This is a genomic window from Leptospira kobayashii, assembly GCF_003114835.2.
GTDB classification, from domain to species: domain Bacteria; phylum Spirochaetota; class Leptospiria; order Leptospirales; family Leptospiraceae; genus Leptospira_A; species Leptospira_A kobayashii.
Genome location: NZ_AP025028.1, coordinates 2,859,874 through 2,883,812, shown reverse-complemented (window position 1 = coordinate 2,883,812; position 23,939 = coordinate 2,859,874). Strand labels below are relative to the sequence as shown.

Genomic DNA, 23,939 nt, shown 5'->3' with positions numbered 1-23,939 from the left:
AGTTAATTTTTTCCTTTCATTTCATTCATTAGATCTTCGTTTTTTTGGTATTGTTCCTTGATCAATTGGTAGTTTTCTTCTTTGAGTTGTTTGAACTGTTCGAAGATTTTCATCTTTTCCTTCGCGTATTCATTTAAAATTTGTTTTTTTAAAGTCGCTCCGTCCAAGGTGACTTCTTCGTTCGCACCGGTTAAGACTTCCTTTCCTTTTTTGTCGGGTACTACGGCAACGGTTCCTTCATTTACATAGACTCCTTCTCTCAGATCCAAATCGGAATCTTCTTCCGGGCCGGAAGGTGCGGCGACTATAAATTCGGTCCCTCTTACTCCCGCCACGAGACTTGGACTAACAATGTTTAGTTTATTTTGGGCTTTGTTATTTTTGTGAGCTTTTACGAATAATTTTCCGGTATAAACTTTTACCGTGGATTGTCTGGATTTCGGATTGAGCAGATCCTCTAGGGAGGCTTCCGTGAATTTGGCCAGACGAATGGTAGCTTGGGTTGCTAGTTGCAACTCGCAAGTGCCGTCTTTGGAAGTTACCTTGTCTCCTTTTTTAAGAACCTGGTTGATTCTGAGAGCTTCGCCCGTTTTTTTCGACTTAGGCCCGGACCACGTGACTTCCCCTTTGACAAAACTGACTACCGCCACATCTTCTGCGAATACCGGGAAAAAATAAGACAAACAGAGAAGTAGAGGAATAATCTTTTTCATAGAAACGTTTTAACGGGCAATTTTTTTGTTACAAGCGGAAAAAAAAAGGACTTATCCCAAAAAACGGGGCTTTCCGTTTACTACCTGAGGGAACAGTCGCGGCTTTTTACTATGATCCACCGGAAGGTGTTAAAAAAATCCGACAAAAGATTTTCATTTTGTAATTTTCATGTATATTTTGTTTGGCGGCGGGTAGCCAAAAGGATCAATTGCTTATTCGGCGAACAGTTAATAAATAATATCCAATTTCAGCTATGATTTGAACCCTTATTGTTAGCCGGATGAAGGTTGGTTTCCGGTTTGTTAAGAAAAATATGTTATTTGAAATTTATTGCATCAGTTTAAAAAAAATATCTGAATAAATTCCCGTAAACTTTCCACAAACGAAAAAATATTTCTTTTCTTTAATTGGTGTTACATTTTCGATGGCTATTAAGATAGGGCGGAATGTTTTCCGAGAATGTTCTGCGGTAAATTCATCTTTAGTTTAATAAATCGAGATCATGGTAAAAAGAATTATGTCTACTAGATGGAAGTGGAAGAAAAAACACTCAATAAATTATGGACTGCTTATCTTACTTTGTCCTCTCGTTCTTTTCTCCGTTATCAAATCGGAACAAGCTTACGATCCTCTTTCCTTATCTCTGGAGGAAGCAGAGGTAGTAGGTATCACAAACAGCGTAATCCTTCAAAGTTTAAAAGACAGAAGAGAAGTTTTCAAAATGATCTCCACAGAAAAATGGAGAAATTACCTGCCTCGTGTAGGAGTCAGTTACTTCGGATTAAAAAACAATAATATCAATCAATCGGACAGTCAGTACAATGATATTCGGCTCCAGATCAACCAGCTTCTCTACGATGGTGGAGAAAATAAGTTGGAAATCGAATCGGCCACCTTACAGGAACTCATCAATCAGGAAGATTGGAAAATCACAAAGGACAAGTTATCTCTCGAAATCAGGAAAACCTATATCAAGTCTTTGGCCAATCAGGTAAAGTTGCATTTGGTCAAAAAAACCCTGGAAAGAACCTTATCACAGATCAATGACATAAAAAAAGAAAATGCGATGGGATTTGCAACGGAATTGCAGAGACTTGAAATCGAATCCAAGATCAGGGAAATCGAACTTCTGTTATTAAAAACAGAATCGAACAACAACCAGGCGAATATCGAATTAAGAAAAACTCTCAATTTGCCATTGGAGCTTCCCCTTCGTCTGAAGGAATCCCTGTTAAACGATTATGTTCTTCTTCCTCCTTATTTTAAAGAAGAAACTTCAAGTCTTGCCGTAGTACACAAACCGGAGATCAAAAAATCTCAAATTACGATTGAGAATTTAAAAACAAGAAAGGAAATCACCGAAAATTACTGGAAACCCAAAGTATTCCTGGGAAGTTATTACGGCCAAAACATCAACGGTCCTTTGCCTGTAAAAAACGATGTATACGGATTCAGTATCTCATTTCAAACCCAGTTGGGAAGTACTACGAATCAGTCTACCGCCAATTACGGAATGCAAACGGACGGAACCGGTATTCAAAGGATTCCCGGATTCGGTCCTCAGTTTGTCGGCCGAGGGGAAAATGCATTCAATAGTAGCACCTTAAATCTGTTTGACGATTTATCCTATTCCAGAAAAATCTATGAAGGAAAGATCGCTCTTTCCGATGCCATACGCAACAACCAATTGATTGAAATCGCTTTAAAAGCCGAAGCATTCAAAGCACGTGAAAAAGTGAGAGAGGCTTGGCAGGTTTTACGACTTACAAATTCCCGTTTTTATATCACTTACGAAACTTGGAAATCAATGCAGGCAAAATCCGTCACCGGATTTTCCAAAAAAACCGAAATGTTATCCGCCGAACTGGAATTGTTGAAATCCGCCGACGATTTAACTACGGCTATCAGTAGTTATCTGGAGTCCGTTATGGATCTTTCGTTTGCCACGGGAGTGGATGTTTCCGAATGGCAATTTTACATGTACAAAAAGGGTGAGGGAAATTCTTTATTGGCCCAGCTGTATTCCGATGATTCCTTTATTTTCAACAAATCCAAAGATCTGTCGGATAAAAATATTTTTGATGAGAATGATTCGAAACCGGAGAAGGGCGATAACAAACGACGCAAAAAATCGGAATATGATTTTTATTTGGAAGATTAGATGAAAAAGCAGTATTACTTTCTATTATTTGTTTCCCTCTTTGCCTTTGAGTCATGCAAACATGCAAGCTCGGACGCATCGAAAATGCTCACTTTCCTTGGAAATGATTCATCGCCTAAGGTAGTCTCTGCGGTACCTGCTATGGGCGATAAGGAACTACCCCGTAGTCAAAAAATTGCGATTTTGTTTGATAAACCGATGAATATCAATTCTTGTGTTCAGAGTTTTTCCGTTTCCCCGGCAACTCAAGGTTTTTATGATCTGAACGATTATAGTCTGAATTTTACTCCCAGCACTCTTTACAATTACGGTACTTATACATACACTCTTACGAAAAATTGCGAATCGAAAGAAGGCCATGATTTAAAGGATGTTTTCACCGCAAGTTTCACTGTAGGGAATCAAACAAGTGCCGGAACTTTTCCGGAAGTTCAATCGATTACGGTTAGTGCGGGTTCTTCCAGCGTTTGTAATTCCGCAAATCCTCCTTCGGTGAATATTTTAAGTGATTCCGTAACGGACGCTTGTATGGGCACTCCTCTTAGAAATAAAATAAAAGTTCATTTTTCGCGTGCTATGGACCGGGGTGCGACGATTTCCGCTATCACTTTTTCACCTAACTTCAATGTGACTTATTACTGGGAGTCCGATACGGATTTGTCTATTAGTCCGGATGTTCCTTTTCCCTATCAATCCAGAATCAATATGACCGTTTCTACGGTTGCACAGGACACGCAAGGTATCAGAATGCAAATTCCTGTGGCGGGAAGTTTCCAAGTAGGAACTCCGAATTTGGTTCCCCGATTGACATCCCTCACAGTTTCTACGGGAACATTGGCGGATTGTTTGGCGGGGATAGGAGTCTTGGGAGATTTGACTACTACGTCGATTACTACTGCCTGTCTTGGGAATCCTACAAACAATCCTATCGTGTTTAATTTTTCAAGACCAATGAATCAGGTTCAAACCCAATCTAATATCGGGTTTAGCCCTTCTTTCACCGGGACTTTTGTTTGGTCTCCCGACAACCTAACGCTTACATATACGCCTGATGCAAAATTAAGTTATGGAGTCCGTTATACGATTACCGTAGGTCAAAACGTGGTAACTACGGACAAAATTACCGTAGAAGCCCCTTCCACCTATAGTTTCGTCGCAGGCGGGCCTGTTTCTTCTTCTCCCACCGTACAGGCGGTAGGTGTGGCTTCCCAAGGTTGCGCCACGACCTTCCCCGGTACCGGAAGTGCTGCGGGAGGCAACTGGCTTTCCGGGTCTTGCTACTGGGACAATACACTGGCAGTGCTAAGCCCGAGTTCTTATACATTCCGTGCGGGAGATGACGGAACGGGAGCATCTGCTACCACTGCTGCTTGTGCGGATGTCACTTCCGACAATTTCCGACTGATCTTTACAAACTATATGGACTTGAATAGTGCGGTAAATGCGGTTCGTTTGCGAAGACTTTCTCCTCCTTCTACCATTGTCCAGCTATCTTCCTGGACTTGGACGGATTGCCAGGCTGCTTTTCCTTACGGTTGTAGGGTTCTCAATCTATCTTTCGCCGAACAGGAAGCATCTTGTAACGGATCTCTTTTCGGCAATGCATCTACCGGAGGAGATTTCAATCTTTTGCGTTCCGATAATACTCCCGCCGGTTTTCCTTATTATATGATTACAGTAGACACATCTGCAAGAGACGTGAACAATCTGCCTTTTTCCTCCAATTTTAATTTTACCATGGAAGCTAAATGATAATGAATCGAAGTCATGAAAAAGCCGGAGTTTTATTATTTAGCGTTTTATTACTGTTAGTTGTCGGTTGTGCCAAAAATCCGTATAATATCCGTTCTGCTGTGTCTTCCGGGTCCTCTTCCCGAAAAGTTTTGGTAGGTTATATCGAAAACAGGGATTTGAAATCCCTCAAGCAAGCTCCGAAAAACTTTAAAGACCTTTTGCAATTCGAACTGATAAAGAACGGATTCAATTTGGTGCCTTACCGTAAAAATAACATAAACGCTAGGAACAAAGAAGGCAATAAGGATACGATCGGAGCACTTCCTGAATCTTTACGAAGGATTGCCGGAGAAAACAGTTACGAAGATTATAAAGAAGAAAGGCTTTTGGATAAGGAAGAAATAAAGTCCCTTTCTCAAAATGATTCTTTTGATCTTCTTGTGCAAGGATCGATTTCCATTCAATCGAACGATCAGATTTTGGATCGAAAGGAATACAATTATATTTTTCTGCATATATTTGATTCTGAAGGCAATAACTTAGGAATGATTTCATCCACTTTCGACAATAAGATCTTATATGAATCCGAGTTGATGAAAAAAGTTGTGGAAGGCCTTGCCATCGAATTGAAAAGAAATTCCGGCGAGATGATTGCCAGACAAGGAATAAAAGACACGCCGAAAGTCAGTTCGAAAGGTGACAATTGAAATGGCATTCCGGCGTTTTATTTTGTTTTGTTGTTTTGTATCTTTGTTTGCGATCTTTTCGTGTTCCGACAGCGAGACTTTGGAAAAAAATTATTTGGCAGGTAAGGAAGAATACGCCAAAGGCAATTTGGATTCGGCTTTGAATTACCTGAATCAGGTCGACAAGGAAGACTCCTGTTATTCGGATACCCCTATTTATTTGGCTAAAATCGAATTTTATAAAGGGAATTTCAAGAAAGTAGAAGAACGATTGGAAGATGTTTTAGACGATCCTATTTTGGGTTTTCAGGCTAAATTATGGAAATTGAAAGCCGGGTATGCCGGCGGTAAGGATCGCAAAACACTACTTAGTCTTGTTGACGAATTGTTATTAGTAGATAGTTCCAATTTGGATTTATTGATTATCTCCGCTAAAATCAATATAGAGATGGGAAAAATATCCGATGCCATCCGATCTTATAACAGAGCTGTCATCCAGGAAGATAAAATCGCATTAGCGAAGAAGGAACTTGCTTTAATCTACGGCAAAGTAGATTCGAAAAACAAAGATGTAGAAGCCGTCAGTGCATCGAACGCCACAATCAAACGAAGTCCGCAAAGTAAAAATAAAAGGAAGTAAAGTATGAGTTTTCTAAAGAGAATCGTTTCGCCCGCTTACCATATTCAGAATTGGAAGAATATTGTTAAAAATCCTATCATAGAGTATGATAAAAATACAAGCCCTAGAGAAGTTTTCCGTATCGGATTAAGATACTTTCTGTATTTTTCATTCACATATATGTTTTTTTACTTTTTATTATTTCTCTGCGCTTATCCTTATTATAGCAAATTAAACGAAGCTCTCCAGTTGGATTTTGCGGCGAAAGGAAATTCCGGTTTAAGTTATCTGCTAAATTCTTATCCATTCAATGTAGTTTATGTTTTCTCGGCTTTAATCATCTTCATATTTTATATAACAGTGTTTAGTTACTACCTGGCTAAATTTCTGGAAAGTGACGATCGTTCTTTCCTTGCTCATTTTGGAATCTGTCTTCATTCAACTGCGGGTTTGATCACTGTTTTGTTCATTGTACTCATTGTGAATTCGATTTTTCCTTTCAGCCAACCGGTCGGATACGTTTTCTTCGGTTTATTGATCGCAGCTTGGATGATTCTATTCGGTATCGGAATCTATTTATCCGCTCGAATTTTTATCAAAGCATCGAACGAATATTTCGGTCACAACAAGAGAAGAGCGGGTTTAACTTGGCTCGTTCCTTTGTTTCTTTTTTGTTATTTTGTTTTCGGAATCCTGACAGCCTAACTGATGCTAAAAGAGAAGTTCGATTTCCTAACTAAAATTCCTTTTTTCTCCAAGGTAGTGATCAGTGCGCTCATATACCTCGGATTATCGCTCGGATACAGCAATTTGACTTGGGGAGATTTGAGGGCGAAGGTTCCTTTTTTGAACAGGATGTTTTATTCGCCGAAACTTTCTTTGGTCAATTATTATGAAAAGTTGGGGAAAGAGGATAAGAAAGAATCCGAAGGTTTGAGCGATGAAGGAAGTTTAGCGGTTGAATTGTTAAGTATAAAGGAAGAAAGCAGCACTCCCGTTCTATCCTACTCAGCGCTTTTGGAACCGATTGAAAAGGTGGAGATATACTCGAAAGTCAGCGGAAGGTTGGAAAAAACTTTTGTAAACGAGGGAGATTCCGTTTCTCAAGGTCAAAAATTGGCAAAGTTGGACAGTCTGACTTTCGAGTTGGATCTTGCCAAACAAAAAGCGGCATTGGAATCCTCGCAGGCTTTGTACCGGCTTTCCGGAGACAAGTTAGCAATCGCTAAACGAAACTTGGAGATCAAACTCGGAGAAGCTGATAAAAGAATCAATCTCTATAATAAAGCGATCGCCGAACTAGAAAGATTTCAGGACGTGATTAAGAAAAAAGAAGTTCTTCTGGAAAACAAAGCGATCACGGAAGAAGAAATGGCCAACCTTCGCCTTGAACTGAATACCAGAGAGATTAATGTCAGTAATGCGAAGCGGGATTTAGATATGATTCTCGTAGGAATTCGGGATGAAGATATTCAGGCGGAAGGATTGCCGGTCCCCGCCGATAGAAAGGAAAAAAACGAAGTATTAAAAAGAATCAATACGAAGATAGAGAGTTCGGAGCAGGAAGTCGCTTTTAGAAATTTAAAAGCTGCCGAAGTCAATTTACAAACAACAGAGATGTTGATTAAGGAATCCGTCCTCTTTTCCCCGTTAAACGGCGTTGTCGCAAAAATCAACAGAACTGCGGGGGAGCTAGTCAATGCGGGTAGCGGAGGAAGTCTTCCTATCATGACAGTTATTTCGGTAAAATCGGTATATGTAGCTTTTTCCGTAAATGAGGGGGATCTTTCCAAACTGAAGGTGGGATTAAAAGCTGATATAAAGGCCGATGTTTCTCCTGACAAAACATATCGTGGCACGGTGAAAAAGATCAGCCCTTATGTTGATAGTAAAACGCATACTGCGGAAGTAAAGATTCAATTGGACAATCAATATTCCTTGTTAAAGCCCGGTATGTTTGTTAGGTGTGAGGTGATTACCGGAAAAGAAGAAAAATCCATTTTTGTTCCTTTGACTTCTCTCATAGCAGTGAATGAAACGGAAGCATTTGTTTTCGTTGTTCGCAACAAGCGAGCCTATAAGAAACAGGTGAAGCTAGGTGCGAAAAAAGAAGATAGGGTGGAGATCCTGGATGGATTGGAGGAAGGCGATTCGATTGCACTCAGTTCGGTCAGCAGGTTGTTTGACGGAATACTTGTTACACCAAAACTTCAATGATTGAAGCCATTCAGAAATTTATCTTAAAAAGAAAAGTCGCCACCAGTATGGTTTACGGTGGCTTTCTTATTTTTGGGGCACTATCTTTAAGAGATATTCCCATCGGTTTACTTCCCAATATCGAATTTCCCAGACTATCGATTATAACTACTTATTCCAATGCTTCCCCGGCGGAGATGGAAAATTTGATCACCAAACCTATTTCCGAAGTGGTGGGTACGATCCAGGGTGTCGTGAAGGTGGAATCTGAATCGATTGAAGGATATTCTTTTGTTCATTTGAGTTTTAAAAACGGAACAGACATCCATTTTTCTTTGGTGGAAGTTCGTGAGAAATTGGATTTGATTCGGGACTTTCTCCCGCAAGACGCAAGCAAACCTCTGATTTCCAGATTTGATCCGAACAAATCCTCCTTTATGGAGATTGTATTTTTTTCCAACGGGTTGTCCGACGAACACAACTTACGCCAGTTTGTTGAAGAAAATTTGAAAGTATACTTGGATCGTGTGGACGGAGTAGCAGCGGTTCAAATATCCGGGGGATACCAAAAGGAAGTATTCATTGAAATCGATCCGGAACGGATGAATTCGTTTCGGATTTCTCCACAGGATTTGCGTTCTCTCATTTCCATTAATAATAAAAATTACCCTGCAGGCCAATTGCCTTTCGGCAAAAAAGACTTACTGGTCAGAGCCATAGGAGAATATAATTCCACCGAGGAAGTCGGCGGCACAATCGCTTTCTTCAACGAAGGTGCGGGTCCTGTTTATATTTCCGATTTCAGCAATGTGAAAGAACGTTTTCGGGATAGAAGAGGTCTTGCCCGATACAACGGGAAAGAATGTATTGTAGCTTACATTTATAAGGAACCGGGCAAAAACTCGGTACAAATCGCGGAAAATGTTTCCAGTGCGTTATCATTCATTCAAACTCAATTCAAAAAGGAAATTTCTTTGGAAGTTGTTTACGATGAATCCGATTTTATCAAACAATCCATTAATAATTTATTTTTAAGTTTAATCATAGGTGCAATACTCGCCTTTCTAGCGTTACTTATTATTCTAAAAAATCTGCAAAGTCCTAGTTTGTTACTGCTTGCGATTCCGGTTACACTTTTCCCCAGTTTTCTTATATTTAAGTTTGCAGGTATCAGCTTTAACATGATGAGCCTCGGTGGTTTGGCATTGGGAGTTGGTATGCTTTTCGATTCCAGTAACGTAGTGCTTTCCGCAATCGAAAGAAATTTGTTATTGGGAAGTCAACTAACAAAGGCTATTTTAGATGGTGGTAAAGAGGTCGCCACTTCGATTTTGTCCGCTACATTGACTACGATCATAGTATTTTTACCGATTACTTTTTTGAAGAGTACTTTGGGAATCGTATTCTCCGAAATGGCTTTGGCCATCGTAGTCACATTGTCGATGAGTCTAATTGTTTCTTTGACTTTTATACCTCTTGCCGCTTCTTTCTTGTATAAATCCCGAAAAACATTAACTTCTCAAAAAAGTAAATTTCAAATTTATGATGAAGAAAAATTGATCAAAGGTTACCATTCCTTTCTTAAGGAAATGATCGCGACTCCTAACATTTATTTATTGGCGATCATTGCTTTGCTTGTTTTCAGTTTTACTTTGATTCCATTCATTCAAAAGGAATTTTTACCCAAAGTCGATACGGGCGAATTCGAAATGACTGTTTCATTGCCACGAGGAACCGATCTGTCGACTATGTCCGATTTCATTTCCTATCTGGAAGGGGAGCTTTTGAAAGATAAAAAAGTAGCCCGGGTCGTCACAAATATAGGCGGTGAAGAAGATGATTTGAAAATCAATCCGAATGCGATAGTCGATCCCAATAAAGCGTCGCTTCGGGTCGTACTTCAGGAAGACAAGGATGTAAGAACTTCCGACTTCATAAGTATGTTCAGAAAAAAATTGGTGATCGATCCGAGTTATGAGATCATATTCAATACGCGTGATAATATGCTCGGTGATCTTTTGGGCCAAAAAAAAGGATCACTTCAATTTCTGTTGATTGGCAATGATTTGGAATCGATCCAGGAGTTCGGAATAAAAGCGAAGAGCCGATTGCTTTCCAAACCAAGCGTTTTGGAAGTGAAGCTTGGGATGGATACAAAGAATACCGAATATCATTTGAAGTTCAATCAGGTGAAAATGTCCCGATACGGATTGACCAATGCGGCCGTGTCCACTTTCGTCAGGATCGCTCTGAAAGGTCTGACTTCATCCTCGATGAAAATTGCAGGAATGGAAACCAACATCCGGATCGGTATGGAAAAAAAATATGCCAATACCCTGGAAAAATTGAAACGTTTGAAAATCAGAACGCCTTCCGGGGATAATATCAGTTTGGAACAATTCGTAGAGATAAAAGAGGAGAAAAACCTATCGTCCATTATGCGCCGTGGGAATTTCCGGATCAATCCGATTGATGTGACTTTGGATCCCAGTTTGACAAGGGCCGAATCCGATATCAAATCCATGATTCAGAAATGGGAACTTCCGGAAGGAGTCAAACTCCAGTTTGCCGGAGAAGAAGAGGACATAGATGCTTCTTTTAAGGAAGTGATTTTTTCTTTTCTTTTGGCACTATTGCTTATCTATATGTTGTTGTCCGCCCAATTCGAATCTTACTCTTCTTCCTTTCTGATGCTTTTTTCCGTCCCTTTGATTTTCATCGGAACTTTCCCTGCGTTGATACTCGGAGGAAAGTCACTTAACATAAGTTCATTTATGGGTTTCATTCTCCTAATGGGGGTTGTTGTGGACAATGCTTCCCTGTTCTTCGAATACTATCGTTTGTTCTTGGAAGAAAAGAAAGAGCGTTTGGCGGCTATTCTGGCAAGTAGCGAAGCAGTATTCAAACCTGTGATCATGAACAATACTACAACCATTTTGGGTATGTTGCCCATTGTTTTCGAGCTGGGAAAAGGTTCGGAATTTCAGGCCCCTTTGGGAGTAGTCGTTGTTAGTGGGCTTTTTACTTCCACCTTGCTCTCTCTCTTTGTCATACCTTTATTATTTTATAAATTCAATAAAAATGTAACTCCCCACCATCGATGAAAAAATCAAAGATCATACTCTCCATAGAGGAAAGACCTGTGCTCTATTTGATGTTTGCATTGGGGCTTACTTTATTCGGTGTTTTATCTTTTCAGGAAATCAAATTTTCTTTAAGTAGAAAAGAAATTTACCCTGGTATTGCCATTCGGGTGGATGCTTCCGGTTTTGACGCATATCAAACGGAGGAAGTCATTACAACTCCTATTGAAAAAATCATTTCAACAGTGGGAGGAATCAAAGAAATCCGGTCCATCTCCGAATCGGGTAAGTCCGTCATTCAAGTGCAAATGGAAAGAAACTTGGATTTAAAAACCAAGGCTTTGGAAATCAGAGAAAAGATAGATTTGATCTCTTACCAATTTCCGAGAGAAGTCCATAAACCTATGGTCTATCGGTTTGATCCGGGAAATACTCCTGCCATGGTCGCTACTTTTTATAATGAAGGATTAACTCAAGATGAGCTTCGAGAGTTAGTCGAAAAAACCTATAAGGCGGAATTGGAAAATATAGAAGGGGTGAGTCAGGTCATCGTTGCGGGAGGACGGATTCGTGAAATCCTGGTTGCATGCGATGCAAAACAATTGGAAGCTTATACTCTTAACTTAAGAGACATCGTAAATAAAATTCAAGATTGGAATGCGAACTTTTCCTTGGGTAATATTCGTGTATCGGATAAAGACAGTTCCGTATTTGCAAATAGCAAATTCTCCGATCTTTATGCATTGAGAAATATTCCTTTGGTAGTGGATTCTGCGGGCAGAGTTGTATTTTTACATGATGTTGCGAAAGTATCTTTGGAACCTAGGGATGACGAAATAGGTGCCCGTTTGAACGCAGAGGAAAGGGTCTCCGTTTTTATATATAATAACCAAACAAGCGATATACTAAAAATCTCCGGGCAAGCAAGATCGTTATTCTCTTCGAAAAAAAAAGGAAAATTGGAAGTGATTGTGACTCAGGATGAAGCGTTTTCCTTGATTAATACGATTCGTTCCTTACTCATTTCAGGTTTTTTTATCATTTTTTTGATCTTACTGTTTTTTTATAGAAATGCGGATTTCAAAAGGTTTTTTCCTTTTTATCTGATGAGTATACCTTCTTCCTGGTTTATTTTTTCATTGGCAATCGGTATCGGTCGTTTTGATTTAAGTTTGGCTTTCTCCTACGGATTTATCGTCGGTCAGATTTTTTGGGGCATGTTTGTTCTTCGGGTTTATCGGTTTAAAAAGAAGAATATCTATCTTTTCGATTATTATAAATTCAGTCTTTTGTTCGTTATCATCTTAGGTGTTTCCGTTGTTTTTTTATTACTTTCCGAAGGTATCTTTCTATTCTGGTTCGAGTTTGTTTTTGCCATTTGTTTTTCCGTAATTTCAAGTTATCTCTTGTTCCCTGTTTTTTATATCAATCTTGGAGATAGTGTTCTCTTCCTATGGATTCATAGAGAGAATCGTTATTTTATCAAATACTATGATCTTCTCTGCAAATTTCTGGTTAAGAAGGGTTTTGATTGGAGAAAGAAAACGGAGGATTCTCTTTTTACAAATATCTATTTATATCCGGTGAGTCTTGTCTTTCTAAGTTTGCTCGGTATCTATACCTTGTTTTCCTCCGGCTTGAAATATTCAATCGATTCGGATAAAAAGGAAGTAATCGCTTTCCTGGAGTTTCCTCCGGGAACATCTTTCCAACATACAAGCCAAATTACTTTGTCTGCAGAAAAGAAAATTCTTACGGTCACAGGTGTAAAAGAAGTCATTAGTAAAATAGACCCCGCTCATTCGTTACTCTTAATCAAGTTAGACGATGGTAATTTTCCCGACCGGGATTTTCTTTCTTCTTTAAAAACATCCATAGGATCAACAGATGACGGGTTTCTTTATTTTTCTTCGGATGAAGACTCTAAATTTTTTAAAGAAGTCGCATTTGACGTTATCGGTTATGATATCAAGGATTTGGAAAAACATGTAAGCCGGGTTGCCGAAAAAGTAAAATCTATGGAAGGAGTTGCCGAATCGGTTTTACGATTCAAACCTTCCCGTGAAGAGTTGCAGTTGAGTTATAATCCTTATAAGTTCGAGCTTTCCGATATGAAGTTTCATGATTTCGGAGATAATTTACGTTTGGCGATCCAGGGTGGTGTTGCAACGAAGTACCTGGATCAGGAAAGAGAAGTCGATATTCGCGTGCGTTATGCGGAAGAATATCGCAAGTCTTCGGATCATTTGAGTGAGATTAGAATCAAAAACAGTTCGGGACGATTTGTACCTATTTCGGAACTGGTTCATCCCAAGGAGGCTCTTGTTCCGCAAAAGATATATCATAAAAACCGCTCCAGGTCCCTTTCGTTTGCGGTAAAAATGGAAGGCAACTCCCGATCGGAACTGGATAGTTTGATTGATACGGTTATGGATTCTCCTCTTCCGGAAGGTTATCGGGTCGAGCTTAGCAACGAGGAAGATAAGGGTTTTTTCGGTTCCGATTTTTTCCAAAAGATTATTTTTCTAAATCTGCTATGGTTGAACCCTTTGATTTATTTTTCTTTAACCGGCAATTTGAAAAAATCGAAATCATATATCCTGAAAACGATTGCCCCTCTGTTCTTTAGTATTTTTCTTTGGAAGTTTTTTTTCTCAAGCGTTATCTATCTTCCGTTTCTGATCGGTTTGGGGATAGGTCATGTTTTCGGTATTTTTTTATTGGAAAGTAAATACCACCTAACACAATATCCTGTTTTCTATTTTGTTTCTTTGTTTATTCCTTTTATTATAATATCCGATGCTTCTTTGATCAGTTTGGTTCATATTTTCAGTGCGGTCCTGCTGTTTTGTTTTTGTCTCTTGGGTCAGGAAAGGATTACAAGGGAATGGAATCGGAAATATGAAAATCAAAGTATGATTTTACTTTTGTGGGAACTTGTACAGAAGTTTTGGAGATTGGCAAATGAAAAAATGATCTCTCTTAAGCGAAAGAAAGCGACCGGTAAATAGTCTGAAATGAGTTCCCCCTCGCCAGCGATCGTAGCGATGCGACCAGAGGCACCCCAAAGCCATTCGCTTTTCGTCGGTTGTTCCAAGACAAATACTGAACCGAAATCCCGAGAAAATAATTTATTGCATTCTCCGTGGTTTTTTTATGAAAAAATCGAATTTTTTTCACGCAAAAAAAATCACTCATAAAATGTTTTTTTTGACTATATTAAGATATTTGTGTCTAGTTTGTAAAATCGTAGGTTAACTACGTTTAAGGGTTAAAAGTATGTTCACTACTCTCTCTAAAAAAGTAAAACCTTCTCTTCAGGAAGAAACTTTATCAGTCGCAGAGGATTCGTATTCGCTTACTACCAAAATCCAGGCAAGTCTCAGTCTTTTCGCCTTTCTTTTTTCCCTACTGTTTGCCGGCTCCATCGCATCTCAGGAGGTGATCCCTCAACTGCAGATGGAAGCGTATAACTCTAATTTAATGAATCAGGTATATGGTCAGAGTTATTTTTTAAATTCATTAAGTGCCTGGACGGATCAAGTGACTTATTACAAAGGAGTGCTTCGGGCATACTGGGAAGCTGCTGCGGATGATGCTATTTACAATTATGTGGATAGCATTACAACGAGCGATGCTTTCAATTCCGTGGATGCTTATAAAGACTATGTTTTCAAAGAGCTGGACTCGCAAAAGATCGCCGCGTTGAATATTTGGGAAAATCAGGCGAATCTTCAATTACTGGAAAATAGAAACGAGTTTGTATTGAAATTGAATACCGACCGGGTGGATCAGTCTTATTTGAGTCGTTTGGGAATTCAAGGAACTTTCAACCAACCGCAGGATCCGAATGCAAGCACCCAGGAATTACAGAGACAAATAGCTTCCGCTGCCAATAATTGGAATACGAATTTCAATCAAAGTTATCAAGCGGGTTTGAACGATTTTGCCAATTCTTTAAATACGATTCAAAACAAATACGACTCCTTCCTGCAATCGATGAATGATTCGGAAGCGACTTTTACGGACAATTTGTCCGCTATCGATTCGTACAAAACAGTTGTTAAAGATGCGATCAGGGGAATGGTCGGTCAATTCCAGGGAATGATCGATCAACCTTGCAACCAAGCTACCTCTTGTCTCTATCGTGACGGAAACAACGGAGGATTGAATACGGCCGGTCAGACATTGAACGATCTGGTTGCAAGACTCAATACGGTTTTGAACAATCAAAACCTGGATTCTTCCAATGTGCTTACTACTATTTCCTCCGAAATCAACAGCTTTCTGTCCAATCAGACAAACGCGGCCCGACTAACGCAAATTGATTATTCCAATCAGGTGACTACGACTCAAACATCGTTGAACCCTCCTTCGACTTACGGATTAGGAAATGTAAGCAGTTTGATTACTGCAGTGAATAACGGGACTCTTTCATTCTATGATTTGCAGTCTTCGCAAACTTCACAATGGAGAGTTGATACGAGCGGTATATTTTCAGGTATTGTGGATCCATTCATCGAGACCATGATCAGATCGATTACCAACGGAAACAGCGCCAATATCAAAGGAATCATCGAATCTCAAATAGGTGGCGGTAGGACTGCAACGGTTCTTGCAACGAATGTTTATACGGATTGGAACGGCGGCTCCAACGGAGACGGATGGGCTTATTTCCGCGCACTGAATACCGAAATGAATTTAAACCGGGACGGGGCCGCCACTTGGAATTGGGGTGCAGAAAGGTTTATCGTAAGTCCTCCCGCTTATTGGATCAACTGGTTCCAGATGGGTAGGATCGGTTATCAGGTAGTTTATGAAATGTACGATCCGAACGCACAAGCATTGGCAACTTATTGGAATGGAAATTACACTTCTCTCAACGGCCAATTGGCTCAATATCAAAATAATATAACGCCTGCTATAGGAAATTGGGAATCGCAGGTGGCGAGCTATAATTCGTTTTACGAACAGTGGAAAACAAGTGCAGATGCTTTGAAAGCCCAGGCACAAGCTGATTATGAAAACTCTATGGCGGATTTGGAGAGTAAAAAATCAGCTTGGTTGAATCAGATGGAAGCGGAAAGAAATGCGGGATTGAACCAATGGGATCAGTTGTATTCAAACGCTTCTTCGTCAGGCGGACAGAATGCACAATCGGTCGCAAGTTCCATTCAAGCTGTAAATAGTTCCGTCTCCTCAGGAATTAATATCGCAACAGGCACCCAGTCCATATTGGATAATTATAATAATAAATTGGATACTTTGGCTAGTACTGAATTTACATTTACAGACACTACAAAAAGATACGAGCCCGCTCTTGCCGATACCGGAATTCAAAAACAATTGGATCCTTTCGCTCAGATTGGAAATTTAGGAGCGGATTATTCCATTGGAAACATAACAAAAGGCGAGCTGGGAAATAAACTTGCATTTTCCGGTGGAATCAAACAAGCGTTTAATGATATCTCCGACTCGACCATCCGATATGGAATCGGTGCTTCTACGGGAGGTTTCTCCAACGGAACTTTCGGTTCTTTGCAGCAAGCAGCTTTTAATTCCACCGGAATCACTCCGAAAAATACGGATGTTGCGGGAGGAGAAACATCCTTTACTACGCAAAAATTCAGCATTCTAGGTGCTGCGAATGAAAAGAAAATAGATACCAGTCTGAGTGTCGATGGCAAGGACCTAACAGAAGTTTTTGGGAAAACGGCGAATGGTGTTTATCAATATTCTCAGCTGCTTTCTCTTAACGAAAACAATTCCAGTGCGGCAAAGGCGGAACAGGAAAAAGCGGTCAATCAAATGGCATATCAGGTGAATTGGGATTCCAAATGGAGTGCTAAATTGGATGAGACAGGTTCTTTGAAATTAAACGGAACCATAGGGAATCTCTCCAACCAGGAAGTAACCGATATTCTAAAGAAATTATCCACCTACGAATACAAAGGTCTAAAATTCGATCAGTTCTGTATTGCAGGAACAACGGATTATGCTGCTTGTCAGGCGGAAGAACAAAGGATGTCCAAACTTCAGTCGGATGATTACAAAGCGAAATTCCAATCGGATATAGACAAACTCGCCGCCCAAGGTTATGAGATCCAAAATGGAATGATCGTTAAATCCCTTTCCCGTGAGGATAAAATCAGATTGGGACAAACGGAAGGATTGACTTTAACCGATACTGAGAAACAAACAGCAAGTGTATGTTATGTGGACCCTTCCAAGTGTAAGGATTTGCTCAAACAGGAATTTACTATTTCTTACGATAAAACCGGTGGAGTTACATTATCCAAGATCATTAGTAATGGAAGCATCGGAGGCACAAACAATGCGGGGCAGTATATCTCCGGAACGCAAACCGAATCCAGATACATCAGTCTTTCCAAAGTAGCACCTGTGGTAGCCCCTAAAGGCACCGACTTGTTTGCGGAATGGGGGCAAGACGTTTGGAATGATATAGATACTCAAGCAAGCCAAGTGATGAATGATTTTTATACGAAGAGCCTGGCACAGGATTCCAAGATGCTTACGCAGGCAACTTCGGTCATTCGTGATGTCGAATCCAAAAACGAAAAATTATTCCAACAAAAGAAAGCAGTACAAGAAGAAACCGATGAGATGATCAAAGAATTGGTTATGGCTTATATTTCCGGAGGGATGGCCGGAGTCACTGCTTCCATTAAAAGTCAGATCGAAGATAAAATCAACTCAGGACTTGCCGAAGCATTTATCCGAGGTACAGGAGGAAGTGAAGCGGACATACAAAAGGTTGCCGACTTAATCAGTCTTGTGCGAGGACGTATGCAGGCTGACAAGATGAAAAAAAGAGCCAATACGATGTCCATCAGTAACCCGATCCGTTCTTTGGAAAATATGGTCAGTAAATCTTTCAGCACTGTAATGGAAGTTGCAAATAACGTTACTTTCGGAGCCGCAGGAGCTGTGTTAGCTGTTGGAACCGGAATTGTAACGAAGGTCGCGGGGGTGGTATCGGATACAATCGGATCAGTCACAAGGGCTTTAGGCCCTCTTGGAAATACCATCGGAGCAATTTTAAGCCCTACAACTATGTTGGCAGCCGAAGCCACGAAGAAAGCGGCAGACTATATAGGCGAACAATCGGAAAAGATGCTCGGTGCCAAAAATGCTATGAGTGAAATCAAAGCAAACGAAGAGTCCATCATAAAAAATTATGCATCTCAGGCAATTGCCAAGTCAACCGGTTTGCCTCCTGAAGTGGCAAACAATTTGGTGAATGACTATGTAGGTTCACAGAAAGCTAAAAAAGCTAGAAGAGCTGTTAATGCAAATCCACTCGCGAACATAGGTTCCCAAGTAGTCGGTGCAGTGGGGGGAATCATTAAAACCGCGGCAGTTGCATTCGGAGCAAAAGAAAGAGACATCCAGGAGATGTTGAGCGACGGAAATAAAATACTCTATTCGGGGAATTTGGATGTTACTGCGGATGAATTGCGGAATGAAGCATACACCAACCAAATGTTCGGTATGAAATTGGGAGCGCTCAGTTATACTTCTTCCACTCCTAAAGATAAGGAAGGAATCGTAGAAGAACTCGGGCAACGTATGGTGGTGGATCAACTAGCGGCTGCTACCGGATGGGATAAGGATGTAACCAATGCTTTGTTCCGAAAAGAATACGGCAGGATAAAACAGAAGAAAGCGGATAAGAAGGCTCAAAACGCAGCAATCAAGTCTACTGCTATAACCGCCGTTACTACCGCTCTGACGTTGGGGGCAGCTGGTGCTTTAGGTTCAGCAATGCAAGGCGCAATGAACGCAGTAGGCGGTATTGTCGGCGGTGGTGCCAATGTTGGTGCCGCCATTATTAAAGGTGCGATTCAAGTTGTGGATGGTGCAAGGAATGGATGGGAAGGAGCACTCGCCGGTGCTGCAAACGGTGCTTTGGGAGTTATGGGAGCATCCGGTGCTTTTGATATAGGTTCCAGTTTCACATCTTCATTGGGGAGCACTGCAAGTTCTTTCCTACAAAACTCTGCCGTAGGTTTGGGAGTGAGTTATGACAAACAAAACGGTTGGGGAGGAATGATCGGGATCGGAGGAGGTACCGCTAATGCATCCATCAGCTTTTCTCAAAGAGGGGACACTACTATTTCCGGGTCAATGAATATATCGGGTGTTAAAGGGTTGCAAGTAACGGCAAGTACCACAACGAACGGAGCCACATCCATAGGTGTGAATTATAATGCAGGTAAAGGGCCTAGAGAAGGTTGGAATTTAGGAGCGAACTACGATATTAATGGGGGAGGTTTTTCCGGAAGCATCGGTTATACGAATCCGGGCACAGGTTTGGGACTTACTTCTACAATCGATCGGAACGGATTATCCACTTCTTCCCAAATCAACGGTGTGAACATCGCAACAAACGGACCAGACGGGTTCAATATGGATGAGATGAATTGGGCCGAGCAAAATATTAATTTGGCGCAAGATAGAACGGATAAATTAAAAGAAAGCGGAACCTTACGTAAGGCAGGTTATAGTCAGGAACAGATAGACGCAATGAGTGACACAGACCGTGCCGAGTTAGCAGAGATTGCGGAAACGGAACAAACGTTACTTGGTTTAAAAGATAAGGAAGGCAAACCTTATACTCAAGAGCGATTGGATAAAATGTCTGCGGAAGAAATGGGTAAATTAGCAAATGAGCAAACTCCTCAGCCGATTGATATAGAAGCAATTACTGGCACTGCGCTTGCATCTTTGGCAGCCGGAGCAATCGCTTTTGTAGGATTAGGTGGTAATGGATCTTCGAATGGTAGTGAAAGCACTCCTCGGGTTACGGAAGTTGTGGCGAGAAGGAAGGAAGATGAAGAGGGGGGAGGAGATAAGCCGGAGGACGATTCGGATTCTACGCAGGATTATAGATTAACTAAAGAAGAAAAAGAGTTATATGGAAAACTGCAAGAACTAGCTTACGAAAACAAACTCACACCGAAGCAAGAAGCGCTATACAAACAATTTGAAATCATTCGCTATAATGCTAATCCGGAGATAGCTGATAACGGAACTTCCGGTGTCACTGCTGATCGAAATGCTGCTCGTGAAGCGAGCGAGCAAATTAAGAAATTGATGAAAGAGGGAGATGTCAAGACGCCTAAGAAGAAATTGGCGGTAGAGACTAAGAAAGAAGAAACAACAGTTGTTAAGAAACCTAAAAAAGATAAAGTAACCGGTGAACCGAATCTGAAAGATAAATTCCTTAAAGCTATTGGGGATGGATTGAACACAACGGGAAGATTTATAGAAGCATTGGTTGCTCCTGGTTTATCAGCACAAGAAATACCGAAAGGATCCTCCGGCCTGCATCCGGAGACAGAAAGAATCCTTTCCCAAACGGATTCTGGTAAAAAGTATCTGAAGGACAAAATAGATGCTACGGCAAAGATCGCGGAAATCAAATCGACAGAGGAATATAAAAAACTACGGGCTCAGAAACCTGAGTTATTGACGAAACAATTCGATCTTCATAGAGAAATAGACAAGAAATTGTCCGATGGCTATAAGGAAAGTGACGCTGAAATTAAAGCACTAAGAGCCACTTTAGCAAAGACCGAAAGCAATCTCAAAACTGTAACAGCTCAACTGAATCCGAAAGAATTAAAAGCTGCAGAGAACAAACTGGCAAAAGCAAATGCCGGAATTGATGCGCAAATTAGTGAATATAAGACGCAACTTAATTCAGCCACCGCAAAAGATGGCACTGTGGTGTTTAAGAAAACTGACTACGGAGTCACATCGGAATCTTTAAAAGCAAAGCAAGCAATCGTCGAAAAAATGTTGGTTGGGGAGACAAATGCTAATAAGTTGAAGTCAGTCCGCAGTATTATAGAAAATAATAATAAATTGATATCAGACATTGACAGAATACTCGGATCAGTAAAGACAGATACGGATGTAATGCGTTATATGGATAATCCTGCGTTGATAGATAAAATATTGTCAGATGTTACTGTGCCGAGTCAGGCAAGAACTTATTTCATAATGTTAAAGGACGCCATGGTTAGATCTGGAATTGAAGGAAAAAATCAGTCTTCTATAACTGATAATTCAGATTCCCAAATGATCAGAGAAAATGCAATTAAAACAGTCATTACTGAGTTGAAGGCAGATAAAGAATCAATGGTCAAGTGGTTGGAAATCAAACAAAATGAAGCGAGGGCAAAATCTAACGAAACATTGAATCGTGTCATTATCGATAATAACCAAAGTCATAACCCGGATCAGCTTGACAAAACTCAAGCGAGTATCGCGTTGAAGGCAGTTTTGAATAATAAGGAATTGTTTGATAATTATGTAGCTCAAAATGTATCTTCAAGAAAAGATATTTTTGATCAGAGGCTGGACCTTGCTGATCGGAAATCAAAGTTAGAAGCGGATTTACAAGCATCGAATCTAACTAAAGAACAAAAGGCAAGTATTAGAAAAGAAATTGGGCAATTGGAAGTAAAAAGTAAGGCACTTGACAAGAATATTTCTACCAATGTGATCATGATGAAAGAGGGAGAATCTGTAGCGAATTATTTAATTCGTATGAAAGATGATGCAGTCACTGAACTGAATGCAATATCTGATACCAAAGAACGAATCCATAAGGAAATAATCGAAGCACTCTCAAAGACTCCTTTGAATGCTGCTAAACTAGAGCAATTGGACTCAATGAGTAAGTCTCTTGAAGCTCGAGAGGCTAAGGTTAAATTTCTATCAGAGCGATTAAATAACATCAATGTAGCCGAAGTAAGTAAATATCTATCCAATGCCAAAAGGGAGCTTACTCTTCCCGACGGAGTGATCAACCCTGCGGGTACAGGGCGAACTATAACATACAATTCAAGTTTTGGTTGGGATGGTTATGGCCGTGGTCATGATATTTACGAATACGTAACGGGGAATCCCCATAAAGGAGTTGATATCGGGGGTAGGATAGGGGATCCTATTCGAAGCATTACCGACGGAACTATCATTGATTCTACCAAAGGACAATCAATTTATATTCCAAGTTCTCAGAAACTATTGAATGCTGGAGTAGTGTATTTGAATGCAGAGACGGATACAGCAGGCTTTTATGATTCAAAGGGGAATCGATTATCAAATGAGAAATTATTAGAGATAGACTCCGAGTTTAAACCGACGGACTTTAGGAAGACAGGAGTACAGTACAAAGACGGAAATTTTTATCGTTTGGAATTTCAAAATAATGTTAAGGTAAGTGTAAATTTAAGTGCTGCCGAGGTAGCGATGTTACCTCGAGAGTTGACGACTGGGGATCCGAAGGATATAGCAAAGAATTTTAGTTCAAATGGAAATTCAGTAAAGATGAAAACGATAATCGACGGCCAGGCTTATGAAGTGACTTATAAACATTTGGATAAGCTACCATCAGAAAAATATACAACCGCTGGAAATCTGATAACTAGAAATACAACCTTTGGAGAGCTTGGGACGACAGGCAGTTCCACCGGAGCCCATTTGCACTTGGAAGTGCAAACTAAAAACGAGCCAATAGGAATCAGTAAAGATTATTATGAGCCAATGTACGGCGAAGATAAAAAAACGATAGTCGGTTATTTGGTAAATGCGGACTATTTTCTGCGAGAGCTATCGGCAAAATGAAATATAGTAAATTAATATTATTAGTCATTTGTTTGTTTCTATTTGCTTCCAATGGCTGCAAAAAGAAACGCTATGGTAAGGATTGGATCAAGGGGCCCGAAAGAGAGGAATTATCTCCTGGGATATTTTATATAAGAAACAAAAGTTCAGAAGAAGATTTTATAAAATATGAAATGGATCCAAGAGAGATTTCTATTAAGGAAGTCGTTCCTTTTATTATAAAGCTAAGAGAAGACATAAAGAATAAAAATTTCGAAGCTATTGTAAAGAGTACAACAATGGCTGGTGATCTTCGTACAAAACTCGGGGACAAAAGAATCACGGAAGCGGCTTTTGATATATGGATCAGTGATTATAAAAAAAATGGTAAAGATATCTATTGTGGTTTCGATGATTTGTTTTCAAAACCAGTAACGAAGATCGAATTTTCTCTAACAAATCTGGGTGAGCCGTCAGAAACAAACTCGATTATCTTTTATAATATCGACTATGTTATTAAAGTTTTATATGAGGATAAGGAGCCTTTAGTTTTGCGGACATTTTTATCATCCGATTTTGACAATAAATATCCACGTAACTACATAAGCGAATATGTCGGACGATGTCCACGACCAAGATTGAATAATGTTTACGAAGAATGGGAAAACATGGAGTGAGTTCCCCAGCGCCAGGGATCGGAGCGAGGCGGCCAAAGGCCGCCGTCCGAAGGACCGAAGCCGCGATCGGCGGAGTCGCGGAAGAGCCCCCGGTCGGGGATCAGGAATTATCCGGAATTATCGAATCAATCCGAGGCGCCCATAAAAAACCGGTAGAGGCTAACTATCCTTCCTTTGAGTCCTCACCTAATCATATGAATGTGATGTTTTGTTTATGATGAAAAATACAAAATCCTGGTATTTTATTTTTTTTTGAAATTAGAAATATTAATATATTATAAAAATATTAATTATAATTAAATATATTCTGTTTTTCTGATTTTATTGAATTCTGATTTTCTACAAACGATATCCCATTTGGTACATCTTTACTCGTCCGAAAAAAGAATAATTTATAAATTATTTCCAAAATTTTCTTTCAAGGTGAGAAAA

At 40.0% G+C, this 23,939-nt stretch carries 12 protein-coding genes; 11 read left to right on the top strand and 1 reads right to left on the bottom strand.

All coding sequences use genetic code 11. The annotated features are described in order from the left end of the window. Positions 1-2: 2 nt before the first annotated feature. Positions 3-713 carry a FecR family protein gene (locus DI077_RS12905; protein WP_109020192.1) on the bottom strand — a complete coding sequence of 237 codons (711 nt, stop codon included), beginning with the start codon at positions 711-713 and terminating at the stop codon, positions 3-5. 503 nt (positions 714-1,216) lie between these two features. On the opposite strand from DI077_RS12905, the gene DI077_RS12900 reads away from it, so the two are divergent. The 11 genes from DI077_RS12900 to DI077_RS12850 all read left to right on the top strand — a co-directional run bounded on the left by DI077_RS12900 (position 1,217) and on the right by DI077_RS12850 (position 23,725). Then, entirely contained in the window at positions 1,217-2,875 is a 1,659-nt protein-coding gene (locus tag DI077_RS12900; RefSeq protein ID WP_109020190.1) for a TolC family protein, read from the top strand. After that, positions 2,876-4,627, top strand: coding sequence for an Ig-like domain-containing domain (locus DI077_RS12895; RefSeq protein ID WP_109020188.1), 1,752 nt, complete (start codon positions 2,876-2,878; stop codon positions 4,625-4,627). Between the two features lie 2 nt (positions 4,628-4,629). Further along, complete coding sequence (locus tag DI077_RS12890; protein WP_167837141.1) at positions 4,630-5,316, top strand: lipoprotein; 687 nt, start codon at positions 4,630-4,632, stop codon at positions 5,314-5,316. A gap of 1 nt (position 5,317) precedes the next feature. Further along, positions 5,318-5,935, top strand: a complete 618-nt coding sequence (locus DI077_RS12885) for a tetratricopeptide repeat protein (RefSeq protein ID WP_109020183.1) — start codon at positions 5,318-5,320, stop codon at positions 5,933-5,935. A 3-nt stretch (positions 5,936-5,938) separates the two neighbouring features. After that, on the top strand, positions 5,939-6,619 hold the full coding sequence (locus DI077_RS12880; protein ID WP_109020180.1) for a hypothetical protein: 681 nt from the start codon (positions 5,939-5,941) through the stop codon (positions 6,617-6,619). 3 nt (positions 6,620-6,622) lie between these two features. Further along, entirely contained in the window at positions 6,623-8,131 is a 1,509-nt protein-coding gene (locus tag DI077_RS12875) for an efflux RND transporter periplasmic adaptor subunit (RefSeq protein ID WP_109020178.1), read from the top strand. Beyond that, positions 8,128-11,214, top strand: a complete 3,087-nt coding sequence (locus tag DI077_RS12870) for an efflux RND transporter permease subunit (RefSeq protein WP_109020176.1) — start codon at positions 8,128-8,130, stop codon at positions 11,212-11,214. Before DI077_RS12875 ends, DI077_RS12870 begins: the two co-directional genes overlap by 4 nt. After that, entirely contained in the window at positions 11,211-14,204 is a 2,994-nt protein-coding gene (locus tag DI077_RS12865; RefSeq protein ID WP_109020174.1) for an efflux RND transporter permease subunit, read from the top strand. Before DI077_RS12870 ends, DI077_RS12865 begins: the two co-directional genes overlap by 4 nt. Positions 14,205-14,472: 268 nt before the next feature. Then, on the top strand, positions 14,473-22,851 hold the full coding sequence (locus DI077_RS12860; RefSeq protein WP_242935192.1) for a TIGR04388 family protein: 8,379 nt from the start codon (positions 14,473-14,475) through the stop codon (positions 22,849-22,851). Continuing rightward, positions 22,848-23,507, top strand: coding sequence for a hypothetical protein (locus DI077_RS12855; RefSeq protein WP_109022557.1), 660 nt, complete (start codon positions 22,848-22,850; stop codon positions 23,505-23,507). Before DI077_RS12860 ends, DI077_RS12855 begins: the two co-directional genes overlap by 4 nt. Then, on the top strand, positions 23,504-23,725 hold the full coding sequence (locus DI077_RS12850; protein WP_135354950.1) for a hypothetical protein: 222 nt from the start codon (positions 23,504-23,506) through the stop codon (positions 23,723-23,725). Before DI077_RS12855 ends, DI077_RS12850 begins: the two co-directional genes overlap by 4 nt. Positions 23,726-23,939 lie beyond the last annotated feature (214 nt).

What these genes read in the sequence shown, in the direction of transcription:
- DI077_RS12890 (WP_167837141.1), top strand. Translation starts at nt 4,630, where the DNA reads ATGAATCGAAGTCATGAAAAAGCCGGAGTTTTATTATTTAGCGTTTTA.
- DI077_RS12885 (WP_109020183.1), top strand. Translation starts at nt 5,318, where the DNA reads ATGGCATTCCGGCGTTTTATTTTGTTTTGTTGTTTTGTATCTTTGTTT.
- DI077_RS12855 (WP_109022557.1), top strand. Translation starts at nt 22,848, where the DNA reads ATGAAATATAGTAAATTAATATTATTAGTCATTTGTTTGTTTCTATTT.
- DI077_RS12875 (WP_109020178.1), top strand. Translation starts at nt 6,623, where the DNA reads ATGCTAAAAGAGAAGTTCGATTTCCTAACTAAAATTCCTTTTTTCTCC.
- DI077_RS12865 (WP_109020174.1), top strand. Translation starts at nt 11,211, where the DNA reads ATGAAAAAATCAAAGATCATACTCTCCATAGAGGAAAGACCTGTGCTC.
- DI077_RS12860 (WP_242935192.1), top strand. Translation starts at nt 14,473, where the DNA reads ATGTTCACTACTCTCTCTAAAAAAGTAAAACCTTCTCTTCAGGAAGAA.
- DI077_RS12905 (WP_109020192.1), bottom strand. Translation starts at nt 713, where the DNA reads ATGAAAAAGATTATTCCTCTACTTCTCTGTTTGTCTTATTTTTTCCCG.
- DI077_RS12880 (WP_109020180.1), top strand. Translation starts at nt 5,939, where the DNA reads ATGAGTTTTCTAAAGAGAATCGTTTCGCCCGCTTACCATATTCAGAAT.
- DI077_RS12895 (WP_109020188.1), top strand. Translation starts at nt 2,876, where the DNA reads ATGAAAAAGCAGTATTACTTTCTATTATTTGTTTCCCTCTTTGCCTTT.
- DI077_RS12900 (WP_109020190.1), top strand. Translation starts at nt 1,217, where the DNA reads ATGGTAAAAAGAATTATGTCTACTAGATGGAAGTGGAAGAAAAAACAC.
- DI077_RS12870 (WP_109020176.1), top strand. Translation starts at nt 8,128, where the DNA reads ATGATTGAAGCCATTCAGAAATTTATCTTAAAAAGAAAAGTCGCCACC.